A 15,349-nucleotide genomic window follows, 5' to 3' on the forward strand; every position below is an offset into this window, starting at 1 on the left:
CTTTTGTCAACTAAACTAACCAAATGTCAAATCAACCTAGAAAAATAAAAGTACTTTTTAGGCTTCGTTCGTTGGAAATGGGTGGAGTGCCAAGAGTAGTTTTAGATTTATTGCGAAACTTACCAAAAGATAAATTCGATTTTACTTTGATGCTTAATTTGTATCAAGGAGAATTGATCAAAGACATTCCTACAGATATAAAATTAATTATTGTAGAAAAAGGAAAAGAACAAATGAGTTCGAATTCTTTTGTACAAAAATTACAATTAATTTGGCGACGATTGAAATTGGAAGTTTATGACAAGTTTCCCTCAATTTTATACAAATTAAAAGTTCCCGAAAAATACGATATTGAAGTTTCGCCTGGTTATGCAGAATTTGATATGGTACTAAGTTCTCCTGATAAAAAATCAAGAAAAATAGGTTGGTTTCATACTGATGTTGGTTATGATAAAGATCAAGAACGTGTTTTAAGTAGAATTGAAAAAATGAAACGTTTTGATTTTATGATTTTTGGATCAAAACAAACACGCCAAGTTATTGATGATTTATACAATGTCAAATATCCAAACTCAACTGTTATTTATAATGTAATAAAAGTTGATGAAGTTCTGAAGAAAGCTGAACTTTTTGATTATTCTTTTGAAACAAATCTTCCTGTATTTTCTTCAATGGGGCGTTTGCATCATCGTAAAGGTTATCATACGTTGATGAAAGTACATAAGCAATTATTAGATAATGGTTTTAATCATAAAATTGCAGTAATTGGTGGAGGAAATGAAATGGAAAATTTGATTAATCAGCGTAAGGAGTTAAATGTTGAAGATTCATTCTTATTGTTAGATTCTCAAACTAATCCTTATCCTTATATCAAAGCATCTGATTATTTTATTTTACCGACAAAATCAGAATCTTATCCTCTTGTAATAGGTGAAGTAATGTGTATGCGAAAACCAATAATTTCAACAAATGTAGGCGGTATTTCAGAAATGATTGATGATGGAGTGGATGGTGTTTTAATTAAATATGATGAAGATGAAATGTACGAATCAATGAAATCTTTTATGACAAATCCAGAGATGGTTCAGAAAATTATAGATGGAACTGTAAATGCGTACAATAAATTTGATGAAAAGGAAATTTATCGTCAAGTTTCAGAAGTTTTTGAACAGCAATATCAAATCAAACTTGAAAATGAGCGAGGTTAAAATTACAATTGTTACACCTTCATACAATCGTGCACATACGTTGATACGCGTTTATGATTCCCTAAAAAATCAGACATTCAAAGATTTTAAATGGATTATTATGGATGATGGTTCTACTGATAATACCAAGGAAATTGTTGAAAATTTCAAATCAGAAGGTTTAATTGATATTGACTATTTCTGGAATAAAAATCAACATAAATTTATTACCGTTTTTGAAGGAATAAAAAAAGTAACTTCAAAATATTTTATGGTTGTAGATTCAGATGATTCATATCCAACAGATTCTTTGCAAACATTATTTGATGAGGTTGAAGAGATTCCAAATCAAGATGAATATATTTCTGTAATGGGATTATCTCAATATGTAGATGGTAAAATAGTAGGAGATAAATATCCGAACGGAGGATTTGATGGTTCTATTTTCGATATGCGCTACAAGTATAAAGTGCGTGGTGATAAGTTTGGAATTTTTATAACAAAGACTTATCAACAATTGTTGAAAAACTTTAGTTATTCTGAGTATAAAGATAAAGGTTATATTCCACAAGCTGTGTTTTTTAATACGTATGATGCTGACGGAGTGAAAACTAGATTTGTTAATAAAGTTGTTCGTAACTATCATTTAGATGAAGCGGATGAGAATTCTGTTTCAAACACACGTTGGAGTGGGAAAAATACATTTGGATTGATGGAAGGTTATCGTTCTTTTCTAAATTCTTATGGAACAAAACTTTTTAGTTATCCAAAAGCTTTACTTCGTAATTTAATTGGTTATCAGGTTTATTCTATCGTTAATAAACGAGATTTATCAGAAATAAACAAAGGATTGAAACATTTTAAATCTTTATCTATTATGCTTTATCCGTTGTCATTTGTTTATTTAAAATATAAAAATTGATGAAGATATTGTGTTTAACTCAAGGCGGGAAAGAAAGTCCTTCTGCTAATTTTCGGATTAGACAATACAAGGATTTATTTAAAAAGGATGGATGGAGCATTTCAGAATTTAAATTGAAAAATTTATATTATCCGCAGTTTAGCAGAAATATATATATTCATTATTTAATAAAGCTTTTAGGTATTTATTATGTTTTTAAAAAGATTAGTAAATTAAAGCTGAATAAAAAAATACACAACTCTGATATTATTTGGATTAACAAATATGCTATAAAACTAGTAGAGCTACATAAGTATAAAAATAAAATAATTATCCAAGATATAGATGATGCTGTATTTTATAATGCATCTGATAATTTCAATTATACTTTGAATTATGCAAATCACTTACTTGTCGGAAATAATTTTTTAGCTCAAGAAATTGAAAAAATAAAGAAGGTGAATTATGATGTTATTTCCACAGCTATTGATTTGGACTCATATCCAAAGAAACAATCTTTTGGTGATAAATTTATTATTGGTTGGATTGGTTCTCCCTATACTAACAAATATTTAATTGAAATTAAAGATTCAATTAACCAATTTCTAACAGAATATGATAGTGAATTATATATTATTTCAGATAGATTCGAAGATTTTAAAGGTGTTTTTACTAAAAATTGTAAACTTATAAAATGGGAAGAAAATAATTATATTGAAAATCTAAATAAAATTACAGTTGGGTTAATGCCTTTATCAAATTCAAATTGGGAGAAAGGAAAGTGTAGTTTTAAAATGCTTCAATATATGGCTTGCTTTAAACCAGTTCTTGTAAGTCCTGTGGGTATGAATAAAGAAATATTAGAAAAATATGATTGTGGAATTTCTGCGAATAATGCCAAAGATTGGTATAATAATTTGTTGACCTTGTATAAAGATAAAAATTTAAGTGAAAATTTAGGTAAAAATGGGAGGCTAGCTATAGAGGACGAATATTCAGTAGAATCTAATTATAAAAAAATCAAACAAATTTTTGAAAATTATGGCAAATCATAAAAATAGAATTTTATTAATTTATTATAGATTGTTTAAGCCAGGAGGAGTTACAAAAACTTTGATAAACCTAGCAAATGAATTGGTAAAAACAAATGATGTAACGATACTTATTATGATTAAAAATCATGAAGTATATTTCAAATTAGATAAAAGAGTTAAAGTTATTTCAATTGACAGTTTTGATACTTTCGCATTTTCAAAAGGTTGCGTTTTTCTAAATACCAAGATAGGAAAAAAAGTACCGTTTAGATTATCTTTAAAATCTTATCTATATGATTATGGTTCCTACACATTATTAACGAAATGGATAAATAAAAATCATCGAAATTATGACACAATAATTCCATGTTTATATAAACTAAGTGCATATTTATCTTCAAATAAAAAAATATCTAATAAAGTTGTTACATGGGAAAAAAATAGTTTTGAGGGAGTAAATAAATTTTGGCAATTTTTTCCTAAGACTTTTTACAAGAACATAAAAGGTGTCGTTACATTGACTAATGCTGGTAAAAATTATTATTCTCTGTATAATAAGAATGTACACAAGATTTATAACATTGCAGGAGAGCCATATGAAAGTAATGTGTTACAATTTGATCTTAAAGAAGATTATATAACTTACGTAGGTCGCTTAAGTAAAGAAAAAAATGTAGATCATATTTTAGAAATATTCTCTAAATCAAAAATATCTAATAATTTTAAATTAAATATAATAGGAGATGGAGAATTGATGGTTTTTTTAAAAGAAAAGGCTAATTCTCTTAATATAAAAAATAAAGTTATTTTTCATGGAATGCTTACACCTGAAGAAGTAAATAAGATTTTATGTAAATCTAAAATTGTTATATTAAGTTCTTCTACTGAAGGGTTGCCTAATGTTTTAATAGAAGGAATGATGACTGGAAATATTTTAATTTCTTATGATTGTAAATATGGACCAAGTGAAATTATTAATCAAAATAATGGATTTTTAGTTGATATCTATGATAAAACGACTGTTATTAAAATTTTAGATCAGTTGTCAGAAAATAAAGAATTAATTAATGATTTATGTAAATCAAGTTATAAAGAATCAATTAATTGGAGAAAAGAAAATATTGTAAAACAATGGCTAAATATTATTGATTAGTATTATACTAAATTTTTTAAGCCAAACCTTCAACTTATGAATAATCCAAGAATAAAAGTTTTTGATGCAATACGTGTATTAGCTATAATAATGGTTTTTATGCATCATTTTTATAGTTCAAGTAATTTCCCGGAATTAGGACACTTAACTTATTTTGGTTTCTTAGGCGTTCCTTTGTTTTTTATGATTTCTGGTTTTGTAATAAATTTAACATTAGAACGAACTGATAATTTCAAAACTTATTTAAAAAATAGGTTTATAAGATTATCTCCAGCAATGATAATTTGTTCAACATTGACCTTTGTATTTTTTGCTTTTTTTTATACTGGAGAAGGTTATAATAATTCAAAAAATGTATGGAATTATTTAATAGCGAATACGTTTATAGATCCTCATGTATTTAATTTATATTCCGGAGAAATAAAATATTATTATTTAGATAATGCTTATTGGAGTCTTTGGGTAGAGGTTTGTTTTTACATTATAATAGGAGCTTTGTATTTTCTGAATAAAAAGAAATATTTATTATACTTTGTATTAATTTGTATGATAATGATGCCTTTACAAATAATTTTTTATTCTCATACTGCACGTCCATATTTATTAAACTATTTTTCAGAAAGCCAACTCAATTATTATAAACTTATAGCGAGATGCTTAGTTCTTTTTAGCGAATGTATTTGGTTTATAATAGGGATGCTTTTACTTAAACTTCATCAAACAAGAAATAAAAAATATTTATATTTTATTATGTTTTCTTTAGGTTTATGTTTTTTTAAAGAAAGGAGTATTGAAGTATTTATATTCGTCTTTTTTTTGTTTTTATTTATAATTGTTTTTATTTATAAACCTGAAAGATTAAAATTTTTAGAGCAACCTATTCTATTAAAAATTGGTACAGCTTCTTACTGTATGTATTTAATTCATTATCACTTAGGGACTGTTTTGATAAAATATTTAAATGCAAATTTTGGATTAGGATATTTATCTCCTCTTATTGTTATTGGATTAGTAGTTATTTTTGGTTTAGTTTGTTACGAATATTTTGAAAAAAAATTAATGAGAGTATATAAAAGAATATTCAAATAAAATGCTAAACTATCTAAAACTTATACGAGTAAATCAATGGGTAAAAAACTTCTTTGTTTTTTTGCCAATATTTTTTTCAGGAAAATTGTTCGAAATAAATCTGTTTATTCAATCATTTTATGGATTTCTAATATTTTCTTTTGTTGCAAGTAGCATTTATATTATAAATGATTATGTTGACATCGAAAAAGATAAAAAACATCCCGAGAAGAAAAATAGACCATTAGCAAGTGGAAAAATTTCAAAAACAAATGCTTTGATTCTATTCTTTGCACTAATTTTTATTACTTCGATCTTAACATGGTTCTTAGCAAATAAACAAGTTACAGCATTAGTTGCGATTTATTTCTTTATGAATTTAGCTTATTCTTTTAAATTTAAACAAATAGCTATTTTAGATGTCATCATTATTGCTACAGGTTTTTTATTAAGAGTTTTTGTTGGTGGATATATGACAGGGATTTTAGTGACAGATTGGACCATTTTATTAGTTTTTGATTTGGCACTTATTCTAGCTTTAGGAAAAAGAAGAGGAGAATTAATCAATGCAGATTTAGAAGGAGTAACTAGAAAATCGCTTGATGGTTATAATCTAAATTTTCTTAATTCTGCATTATCACTTACTTGTACTGTCGCGGTTATTTGTTATATGATGTTTATTGTTTCTCCTGAGACACAATCCAAATTTCATCACTATATTATTTATACTTTTGTTTTTGTTTTTGCTGCTGTTTTGCGCTATCTACAACAAACTTTTGTGTATATGAAAACAGAATCACCTACCAAATTAATTTTTAAAGATCATTTTTTACAGTTTTTAATTATAATGTGGGGAATTAGTTACGTTTTATTGATTTATTTTAACAATGGAAAATAAAAAATTAACCCCAGTTGCTAATTGGGGACTTTATCCATCTATAAAAGCCAATGTTGTTTCACCAACTACAATTTTAGAATTTCAAGAAGCAGTTCTTTCTAATCAAGAGTTAATTGCTCGAGGAAATGGACGTTGTTATGGAGATGCTTCATTACAAAATACAATTATTTCTACTTCCAAATGGAATAAATTTATTTCGTTTGATAGAGAAAATGGAATAATAGAAGTAGAATCTGGCGTTTTATTATCAGATATTTTAGAAGTTTCAATTCCTTCTGGTTATTTTATTTCCGTTACACCAGGAACTAAATTTATCACCGTTGGTGGAGCAATAGCTTCGGATGTACATGGGAAAAATCATCACATTGATGGTTGTTTTTCTGATCATTTAATTCATTTCGACTTGATGATCGATAATGGAGATATTTTACGTTGTTCTAGAAATGAGAACGAAGATTTATTTTGGGCAACAATTGGCGGAATGGGTTTAACAGGAGTTTTGCTTTCTGCTCGATTTATGTTGAAAAAAATTGAAACAGCTTACATTCGAAATGAAGCCATTCAAGCTAAAAATCTAGATGAAATTTTCGAATTATTTGAATCTTCTGAATCTTGGACATATAATGTTGCTTGGTTAGATTGTTTACAAAAAGGAACAAAATTAGGAAAATCAATTATGTTGCGTGGTGAACATGCAAGTTTAAATGAATTACCAGAAAAATTAAAGAAAAATCCTTTATCTATAAAGAAAAAATTAAAATTAAATATTCCTTTCTTTTTTCCAAATTTTGTATTGAATCCTTTATCAATTAAGATTTTTAATTGGTTGTATTTTAATAAACAAGGAAAAAAACATTTAAAGAATATAGTTGATTATGAAACTTTTTTCTATCCGTTAGATGCAGTTCATAATTGGAATCGTATTTATGGTAAAAATGGATTTATTCAATATCAATTTGTGATTCCAAAAGAAAAAGGAAAAGAAGGAATGCGAAAAATTTTAGAAACGATTGCTGCAAGTGGGAACGGTTCTTTTTTAGTTGTTTTAAAACTATTTGGAGAAAACAATTCACAAGCTTACAACTCTTTTCCAATGAAAGGTTATACATTGGCTTTAGATTTTAAAGTGAATAATAAAATCGAAAAATTGATTGCGAGTTTAGATAAAATTGTCATGGAATATGGTGGCCGTATTTATCGTACAAAAGATGCAATGTCAAATCCTGCATTAACAGATTATTTAAAAAATATTGATTCAGAAAAATTTGAATCAATGCAAAATGAACGTATCAATAGATTTAAGCAAAAATGATAGTATTAGGATCTAATTCAGATGTAGCAATAGCTTTTGTAGAAAAGGTTTTGAAAGAAGGAAAACGTTTTCCAGTTGTGTATTTATTTACTTCAAATAAAGAAAAAACAATCAAATTAGCGCAACATTTTTATACGAAATATGAACAAAAGTGCGAGGTTGTTCATTTCGATTTAACAAAAGAAAATGATTATACACAATTACAACATATAGATTCTGAATTGCTATTCTGTGCTGCAGGATATTTAGGAAAAAATTCTGAAGAAGGTTTATATGATGATTGGAATACAAAACAAATTGTCGAAATTAATTATTCGAAATTAATTGTATTAATTAATCATTTTGCGAAAAAATTCGAAGAAAAAGGTTCAGGAACAATTATCGGATTATCTTCTGTTGCAGGAGAACGCGGTCGACAAAGTAATTTTATTTACGGTTCTGCCAAAGCAGGATTTACAGCATATTTATCAGGCTTAAGAAATTATTTGTTTCATAAAAAAGTTCATGTAATGACAGTTATTCCTGGATTTATGGATACACAAATGACAGCAGATATCGAAACGCCAAAACCGTTGACAGCACAGCCAGAACAAGCGGCAAATATTATTTATAAAGCATACTTAAAAAAGAAAAATGTGGTTTATGTTACGTTTTTTTGGTGGGGAATAATGATGATCATTCGAAATATTCCTGAATTTATTTTCAAAAAATTAAAAATGTAATGAATCGTAATTTATACCTTTTCGATTTTGATGGAACTTTAACAAAGAAAGATACATTATTCGATTTTTTAAAATTCTCTTTTCCTAAAACGTATTTTATTAATTATTTGATGTTTATTCCATTTTTCGTTGCTGCAAAATTAAAGTTGCTTGAAGCTTCTTGGGTAAAAGAAAAATTCATTTCAAAATTCTTGAAAGGTAAATCTTATGTTGAGATTAAACATTTAGCTCAAAATTATTTTGAACAAAATCATAAAACTTTAATTTATTCAAAAGCTGATGAATATATTAAATCTTTAAGTAATTATAATGATAAATTTATTGTTTCAGCCTCAATAGATTTTTGGCTTCAACCTTTTGCAGATTATTATGAAATGGGTTTGATTTGTACAAAAGCAAAATTCGATGAGAATGGTTTTTTTACAGGAAAATTTTCAACTACAAATTGTAATTATGAAGAGAAGAAAAAGAGAATAGAGCAAGAAATTGATTTGTCTTTGTACGATGAAATAATTGCTTTCGGAGATACAAAAGGAGATGAAGCAATGTTTTCGTTGGCTAACAAGTTTAACTTTAGGTATTTTAATTAATAAAACTATATTTGCATAACCAAACTAATATTATGAAAAATCTTTTGAATTATCCTTCAGAAATTCTCTACACCACTCAAAATTATTAAAATAAATCTACTCAAATTTTGATGTTTTTATTTTGTGAATTTTCAATATTTTAGCTATTTTCTTTACATAGACTAGAAGATAGATAGAATCTAGAAAAACATTAAGATACGATTACCAATAAACTGAAGTTATTAGAATATAAATTAAAAATGAATAATCAACTAAAAACCGTTTTTAAAACAGCTCCATTTAAAATAATGTTATTCTTATTATTGGGGTGGATTGTAATGTTATTTGTTAATTATTATACAACTGAAAATATTGCTTATACAGGTTCGAGAATTACTTTTCCTATAAGTGTTGTTTATTTTTCTCCATTTTATTGGCAAGGGATTTTATGGGCTTTTGTGTTTTTGTTTTTTGGCGTTTTTGTATTAAAAAGAACCGAATCTTTTTCAACACCAATGCTTATTATTTGTTACGTTGTCTTGATATTTTTAGGAAATTTCTCACAAGGATCTGTTCATAATATATTCTTAAGATCATTTATTGATACAGATTTTCAGTATTATCATGATGCGATAAAAATAACCAATGGATATGATTTTATTTATCATTTCAATGAAAAGCAAGGTGATTTGTTAATGCATTCAAAAACACATCCTCCTTTTGCTGTATGGTTACATTATATACTTCTTAAAATAGCAAATAATTCAGTTTTAGGACTTTCATTAATGATGTCTGCAATTGGTTTATTTGTTATAATTCCTCTTATTAAGATTTTTAATCTATTAAACGTTCCAAAATATCAAAGAAATTTAATTCTGATTATTTTTGCGATACTTCCTGCAGTTAATATTTATTCAATAGTTTCTATTGATGCCGTTTTATTAACTTTTTCAACTATATTTTTATATGGTTTATTATTAATCAACCAAGCAAATAGAATAACAATAAAAGGAATTCTAATCACTTTAATAGGATTTACACTAGCAAATTGTGTTTCATTTGGAGGTACTTTTTTAGCTGCTCTAGCATTTCTATTTTGTATTTATAAAATTATTTCTAAAAAAGATTATTACACTTTTTTCAATTTTGTAATTGTTGGAATTTTATTTCTAATCATCTTAATTATTTTATATTTTACTTTAAATTATAATCACATAGAAGCTTTCTTCAGTGCTTCAAAATTTGAAAATCCGAAAGGTTTCAGAGGTTTTACTCAACCATTTATATACTTCTTTACACGAATAGAATGTGTTAGTGAAATATTATTATTTCTTTCATTTGGTTTCTTTGCTTATTTATTCAAGAATAAAGTTTTCAATTTAAAAAAATCAGATATAAATTTTGTCGTACCAATGTTAGCTTTCTCTGTTTTAGGATTAATGTTTTTAACAGGAGCTTATGGAACAGGTGAAACAGCAAGAGCATGTTTATTCATGTATCCTTACTTTATTTTATTATTGATTAATGTGAAGGATAAACAGATTTTATATAATATAGCTTATATAGCTTTGTTTCAGACGTTTGGGATGCAATTGGTTGGAGAGTATTTTTATTAAAATAAAATAACTGAACAAATTGATTAATTTTGCATAAACCTAAACTATGAAAAAGAAAATATTAATACGTATTGGCTCGCTTCGTCATGGAGGTGCTGAAAAAGTATTGGTAACTTTTTTGAAAAACTTATCACCAGATAAGTACGAAATTGATTTGTTACTAAACCTTTATTCAGGTAAATATCTCAAAGATGTTCCATCTTGGATAAATATTTATTATCTGAATAAGGGCGAAATGATTACAACAAATCGTTTGCAAGATATTCCACAGAAAGCTTATCGGGTTATTTATCAAAAAATTTTGAAATTATTCCCGAAAATTCTTTACAAAAATATTTTACCAAATAAACAATACGATATAGAGTTTGCAGCAATTCATGGAATTGCAGATGATATTTTGAATTCTCCGATTAAATCTTCAAAAAAGATCGTTTGGATACATAATGATCTATCAAATGTTCCTGAATATACAGAAGAACGATTAAAAAAGTTTTTCGGATTTGATAAAATTCTTGTTATTTCGAATAAAATCAATGAATTATTTTTAGGTTTAGCAGATTCTGAAGTTGAAAAGCAAAAAATTGTTCGTATTTATAATCCGATTGATGTAGAAGAAATTCTAAATCTTGCAAAAGAGCCTTGTGATATTAAGAAAAAAGAAGGAATTAAAACTTTTGTTTCAATTGGAACAGTATTTCCTCAAAAAGGATTTGATCGATTATTAAGAGCACATCGTCGTTTATTGGACGAAGGTTTCTTACATAATGTATGGATTGTTGGAGATGGTTATGATTTTCCTAATATCAAAAAGTTATTTCATGAACTAAAAGTTGAAGAAACGGCAAAATTAATTGGTTTTAAAGAAAATCCATATCCTTATTTTACACAAGCAGATTACTATATTTTATCTTCTCGTTACGAAGGATATCCTACGGTTTTGTTCGAAGCAATGGTTTTAGCAAAACCTATTATCGCAACAGATGTTTCTGGAGTTCGCGAAATTTTGAATGATGGAGAATTAGGTTATATTATTCCAAATGAAGAAGACGAAATTTATAATGCAATGAAGTTTTTTCTAGAGAATACTGATTTTGTTGAAAAATACACTAATACTATTCAGTTAAAAAGCTTACCTTTTACATTGAAAAATGCAGTTGAATCTCTAGAATCAAACTTTTAATCCAATTTTATGAAAACGATTATACAACAAGATTTTTACAGGAATTTTGGTTATTGGACAAATTTCCCTTTTTTGAAAGGTTTTTTAAGTCCAGGCTTTCGGTATATTTATTTTCTACGAAAAGCACAACAATATTCAGCAAAACATCCATTAGGATTAGTTTATCGTTTGTTGTTACGTCGTTATTCTATCAAATATGGTTATCAAATTTCTGCTAAAACAGAAATAGGTCCAGGTCTCAATTTAGGGCATTGGGGGACAGTAGTTGTCAATCCTAAATGTAAAATTGGTAAAAATTGTAATATCGCACATGGTGTTACGTTAGGACAAACGAATAGAGGAAAGAAAAAAGGTTTTCCAGTTTTGAAAAATGATGTTTGGGTTGGAACAAATGCGGTTATTGTTGGCGGAATTACAATTGGTAATAATGTTTTGATTGCACCAAATAGTTATGTAACAGAAGATATTCCAGATAATTCAGTTGTAACAGGAAACCCGATGAAAGTTATTTCGAAGGAAAATGCAACAGAAGGTTATATTAATAATAGAATAGAAAATTAAGATTTGAAAACGATACTTTTTATATTACCAGATCTTAATCAAGGAGGAGCAGAGCGTGTAATTACAACACTTTGTAATGAATTGGATAGAACAAAATTCTGTCCAAAATTAGTTTTGTTTAAAAAAGAAGGTTATTATCTAAATCATTTAAAGTCGGATGTTGAAATAATTGAATTAAATATTTCTCGTATTCGATATTCTATTTTCAAAATTATTCCATTAATCAGAAAAATGAAACCTGATATTGTTTTTACAGGTTGGGGAGAAATTTCAGCATTTTTATCACCATTGATTCCATTTTTTTCGAAAACAAAATTTATAACAAGAGAAACGAACGTTGTATCGAAACATGTAACGCGCAAAGAAATTTTATTTTTTTATCGTTTTTATAATAATTTTCATCAAATCATTGCACAAAGTGATGATATGAAAAATGATTTGATTGCTCATTTTAAGATTAATCCTCAGAAAATTAATAAAATTAACAATCCCGTTGATTTTGATTTGATTAATCGATTAAAAGAAGAAATTGATAATGTAGATTATGACACGAGCTATAAAAATATTCTTGCAATAGGAAATTTATCGCCAAGAAAAGGTTTCGATTTATTGCTAAATGTGATGAAAGAACTGAAAACTGAAAAAATTAAATTAACAATTCTTGGAGATGGTGCTTTTAAGGAAGAATTACTTCAGCAAAAAAAACAATTGGAATTGACGAATGTTAATTTTCTTGGAAAAATAAGTAATCCATTTGTGTATTTAAAACAAGCTGATTTGTTTATTCTTTCATCGCGCTACGAAGGTTTTCCGAATGTATTGTTAGAAGCTGGCGCTTGCGGAACATATAGTTTAGCAAATAATGCACCTGGAGGAATTAATGAAATTATCCAAAAAGGAATAAATGGCGAAATTTTTTCGATAGAAGATTCGAAAGGTTTCGCTCAAAAAATAAAGGAACTATTGAATGAATCGCACGACAAAAATAAAATTGTAGAAAGTATTCATTCACGTTTTAGTAAACAAATAATTATCGAACAATACGAATCAATTTTTGATAAGATTTAAAAAAATCAATATTATGCAAAATAAGAGAATTGACATTCTTGATGGCTTCAGAGTCTTAGCTATTCTAATTGTAATGTTGTATCATTTTTATAGTTCATTCTTAAATCATTATCAATATAATTTTGATAGTTCAATATTTCATTTTGGTCATTTAGGCGTTCAGTTTTTTTTCATAATATCAGGGTTTGTTATTTTTATGACGCTTAAAAATACTAAAAACCTGTTAGAGTTTATAAAAAAAAGATACATGCGTTTGATGCCTGGAATGTTGGTATGCTCGATAATTACATTTAGTATTTATAATATTTTTGATACTACATTTTATCCACCTGCTAAAGATTTCAAGAACCTACTGTTTTCTAATACTTTTATTTCACCAAGTGTACCTAATAAATTATTTAATACACATTTGGATTATATTGATTCTTCTTATTGGTCACTTTGGGTAGAAATAATATTTTATGGTCTTATATCCATATTATATTTTTTAAACAAACGGTATGCTATATTAAACTACAGTATTATAGCAATAGGATCAACAATTTTATGGTATTTTTTTGGGACTGAAGAAAATGTCTTGAATATTTCTATTCATAATAAAATTCATAAAATAATAAATTACATACCTTTTATTAATCTCTTAATATGGTTTTTGGTAGGTATTGTTATATCTAAGTTGTTTATTAATACTAAAAATTATTCATACAACTTCTATTTGATTTTTCTTTTTGTTTTAATATTTATTACTTCAAAAGATATTGAGGTAAAATATTTTACAGGAATAAGTGCATTAATATGGTTTATTTTTTTATATAAAAATCATTGGTTGAATTTTCTAGGAGGAAAGCTAATAGCTAAGTTAGGTAGAAGTAGTTATTCTATTTACTTAATTCATCAAATGATAGGAGTTTTAATTATTATAAAACTTTCACCTTATTTTGGAGAAAACAATTGGATAATTCCAATAGCATTAATTGTTTTGTCTCTAGTATTTGGTTTGTTTAGCTTTAAATATTTAGAAAAACCAATAGGGAAAATGTTGCAAAATATTTTATTTAAAAAATAATTACATGAATCCATTAATCTCAGTAATCGTACCGGTTTATAATACATCAGCATATTTGTCAAAGTGTTTAGATTCTATTTTAAACCAAACGTTAAAAGACATTGAAATAATTGTTGTAAACGATGGTTCAAAAGATAATTCGCAACAAATAATAGATGATTATTCTATAAAAGATAATCGTATAAAATCTATTATGAAAGAAAATGGAGGATTAAGTGATGCTCGAAATGTAGGAATTGAAAATGCTACAGGAGAATTTATTGCATTTATAGATTCTGACGATTACATTGATTGTTTCATGTTTGAAAAGATGATTAATATGTCAGAAAAACATCATTCGGAAATTGTTTTGTGTGATTTGGTTAAAGTTGATGAAAATGGAAATGAATTTCGAGATTTGCCTCAATCACCACAATTGCCAGAGAAAATTGTTTTAAAAGATGATTTTTCATTATTTGGGGAAATGAGTTGTTTTGCTTGTAATAAAATTTTCAGAAAAGAATTGTTTGTGCAACATTGTTTTAGAGTAGGTATTCATTTTGAAGATATTGAATTAATTCCAAAATTAGTTTTAGATTCTACAATAATTTCAAAAATAAATGAACCTTTCTATAAATACTTTGAAAGACAAGATTCTATCACGAAAACACATACAGAAAAAGGACTTGATATGTTTTTGGCAATAAATGAGGTAACAAATTATTTTTATAAAAGTAAATACAATACATTTGTCTCTGAATTAAAGCGTTTTCAGATTATTCAAGGATATTATTCTTATTTGGCTTATGTAGCTTATGTAAAAAATAAGTTGATAAAAAGACAACTCTTAGATGAACTAAATAATTTTTTGAAAATGTATAAACTATCCAAAAAAGATATCAAAGAATATAAACGTTTCGACCAAAACTATTTAAATTCATTACCGTTGAAAAAAAGAATTTATTACCATCTATCATTGATAAATCTTCAGTTATTATTAAAATTTTAATTTGCAGTGAGTTTTATTTATTTATT

15 protein-coding genes are annotated in these 15,349 nt (G+C 26.4%); all 15 read left to right on the forward strand.

The window, feature by feature from the left end; genetic code table 11:
- Positions 1–23: 23 nt before the first annotated feature.
- Positions 24–1,208, forward strand: a complete 1,185-nt coding sequence (locus tag ACMHJW_RS01845) for a glycosyltransferase (RefSeq protein WP_413531728.1) — start codon at positions 24–26, stop codon at positions 1,206–1,208.
- Positions 1,195–2,109, forward strand: a complete 915-nt coding sequence (locus ACMHJW_RS01850) for a glycosyltransferase family A protein (protein WP_413531729.1) — start codon at positions 1,195–1,197, stop codon at positions 2,107–2,109. Before ACMHJW_RS01845 ends, ACMHJW_RS01850 begins: the two co-directional genes overlap by 14 nt.
- On the forward strand, positions 2,109–3,143 hold the full coding sequence (locus ACMHJW_RS01855; RefSeq protein WP_413531811.1) for a glycosyltransferase: 1,035 nt from the start codon (positions 2,109–2,111) through the stop codon (positions 3,141–3,143). The genes ACMHJW_RS01850 and ACMHJW_RS01855 overlap by 1 nt, the downstream gene beginning before the upstream one ends.
- Positions 3,130–4,275: a glycosyltransferase gene (locus ACMHJW_RS01860; RefSeq protein WP_413531730.1), complete on the forward strand. Its 1,146-nt coding sequence runs from the start codon at positions 3,130–3,132 to the stop codon at positions 4,273–4,275. The genes ACMHJW_RS01855 and ACMHJW_RS01860 overlap by 14 nt, the downstream gene beginning before the upstream one ends.
- A gap of 36 nt (positions 4,276–4,311) precedes the next feature.
- Complete coding sequence (locus tag ACMHJW_RS01865) at positions 4,312–5,364, forward strand: acyltransferase family protein (protein ID WP_413531731.1); 1,053 nt, start codon at positions 4,312–4,314, stop codon at positions 5,362–5,364.
- Between the two features lies 1 nt (position 5,365).
- Positions 5,366–6,241, forward strand: a complete 876-nt coding sequence (locus tag ACMHJW_RS01870) for a UbiA prenyltransferase family protein (RefSeq protein WP_413531732.1) — start codon at positions 5,366–5,368, stop codon at positions 6,239–6,241.
- A complete protein-coding gene (locus tag ACMHJW_RS01875; RefSeq protein ID WP_413531733.1) occupies positions 6,231–7,553 on the forward strand; it encodes an FAD-binding protein in 1,323 nt (440 codons plus the stop codon). The genes ACMHJW_RS01870 and ACMHJW_RS01875 overlap by 11 nt, the downstream gene beginning before the upstream one ends.
- The gene (locus tag ACMHJW_RS01880) at positions 7,550–8,275 is read left to right on the forward strand and encodes an SDR family NAD(P)-dependent oxidoreductase (RefSeq protein ID WP_413531734.1); all 726 of its coding nucleotides are present in this window, start codon (positions 7,550–7,552) and stop codon (positions 8,273–8,275) included. The genes ACMHJW_RS01875 and ACMHJW_RS01880 overlap by 4 nt, the downstream gene beginning before the upstream one ends.
- On the forward strand, positions 8,275–8,865 hold the full coding sequence (locus ACMHJW_RS01885; RefSeq protein WP_413531735.1) for an HAD-IB family hydrolase: 591 nt from the start codon (positions 8,275–8,277) through the stop codon (positions 8,863–8,865). The genes ACMHJW_RS01880 and ACMHJW_RS01885 overlap by 1 nt, the downstream gene beginning before the upstream one ends.
- Positions 8,866–9,104: 239 nt before the next feature.
- Entirely contained in the window at positions 9,105–10,460 is a 1,356-nt protein-coding gene (locus tag ACMHJW_RS01890; protein ID WP_413531736.1) for a hypothetical protein, read from the forward strand.
- A gap of 46 nt (positions 10,461–10,506) precedes the next feature.
- Positions 10,507–11,640 carry a glycosyltransferase gene (locus ACMHJW_RS01895; RefSeq protein ID WP_413531737.1) on the forward strand — a complete coding sequence of 378 codons (1,134 nt, stop codon included), beginning with the start codon at positions 10,507–10,509 and terminating at the stop codon, positions 11,638–11,640.
- A gap of 9 nt (positions 11,641–11,649) precedes the next feature.
- On the forward strand, positions 11,650–12,201 hold the full coding sequence (locus ACMHJW_RS01900) for a serine O-acetyltransferase (protein WP_413531738.1): 552 nt from the start codon (positions 11,650–11,652) through the stop codon (positions 12,199–12,201).
- Between the two features lie 3 nt (positions 12,202–12,204).
- Positions 12,205–13,269 carry a glycosyltransferase gene (locus ACMHJW_RS01905; RefSeq protein ID WP_413531739.1) on the forward strand — a complete coding sequence of 355 codons (1,065 nt, stop codon included), beginning with the start codon at positions 12,205–12,207 and terminating at the stop codon, positions 13,267–13,269.
- Positions 13,270–13,282: 13 nt separating this feature from the next.
- A complete protein-coding gene (locus ACMHJW_RS01910; RefSeq protein ID WP_413531740.1) occupies positions 13,283–14,335 on the forward strand; it encodes an acyltransferase family protein in 1,053 nt (350 codons plus the stop codon).
- 4 nt (positions 14,336–14,339) lie between these two features.
- Complete coding sequence (locus ACMHJW_RS01915) at positions 14,340–15,323, forward strand: glycosyltransferase family 2 protein (RefSeq protein ID WP_413531741.1); 984 nt, start codon at positions 14,340–14,342, stop codon at positions 15,321–15,323.
- The last annotated feature ends 26 nt before the right edge of the window (positions 15,324–15,349 follow it).

This window comes from Empedobacter brevis (assembly GCF_965118635.1).
GTDB lineage: Bacteria > Bacteroidota > Bacteroidia > Flavobacteriales > Weeksellaceae > Empedobacter > Empedobacter brevis_A.

Bases quoted from the DNA above. Each gene is read 5' to 3' on its own strand.
- ACMHJW_RS01845 (WP_413531728.1), top strand. From the start codon at position 24: ATGTCAAATCAACCTAGAAAAATAAAAGTACTTTTTAGGCTTCGTTCG.
- ACMHJW_RS01850 (WP_413531729.1), top strand. From the start codon at position 1,195: ATGAGCGAGGTTAAAATTACAATTGTTACACCTTCATACAATCGTGCA.
- ACMHJW_RS01855 (WP_413531811.1), top strand. From the start codon at position 2,109: ATGAAGATATTGTGTTTAACTCAAGGCGGGAAAGAAAGTCCTTCTGCT.
- ACMHJW_RS01860 (WP_413531730.1), top strand. From the start codon at position 3,130: ATGGCAAATCATAAAAATAGAATTTTATTAATTTATTATAGATTGTTT.
- ACMHJW_RS01865 (WP_413531731.1), top strand. From the start codon at position 4,312: ATGAATAATCCAAGAATAAAAGTTTTTGATGCAATACGTGTATTAGCT.
- ACMHJW_RS01870 (WP_413531732.1), top strand. From the start codon at position 5,366: ATGCTAAACTATCTAAAACTTATACGAGTAAATCAATGGGTAAAAAAC.
- ACMHJW_RS01875 (WP_413531733.1), top strand. From the start codon at position 6,231: ATGGAAAATAAAAAATTAACCCCAGTTGCTAATTGGGGACTTTATCCA.
- ACMHJW_RS01880 (WP_413531734.1), top strand. From the start codon at position 7,550: ATGATAGTATTAGGATCTAATTCAGATGTAGCAATAGCTTTTGTAGAA.
- ACMHJW_RS01885 (WP_413531735.1), top strand. From the start codon at position 8,275: ATGAATCGTAATTTATACCTTTTCGATTTTGATGGAACTTTAACAAAG.
- ACMHJW_RS01890 (WP_413531736.1), top strand. From the start codon at position 9,105: ATGAATAATCAACTAAAAACCGTTTTTAAAACAGCTCCATTTAAAATA.
- ACMHJW_RS01895 (WP_413531737.1), top strand. From the start codon at position 10,507: ATGAAAAAGAAAATATTAATACGTATTGGCTCGCTTCGTCATGGAGGT.
- ACMHJW_RS01900 (WP_413531738.1), top strand. From the start codon at position 11,650: ATGAAAACGATTATACAACAAGATTTTTACAGGAATTTTGGTTATTGG.
- ACMHJW_RS01910 (WP_413531740.1), top strand. From the start codon at position 13,283: ATGCAAAATAAGAGAATTGACATTCTTGATGGCTTCAGAGTCTTAGCT.
- ACMHJW_RS01915 (WP_413531741.1), top strand. From the start codon at position 14,340: ATGAATCCATTAATCTCAGTAATCGTACCGGTTTATAATACATCAGCA.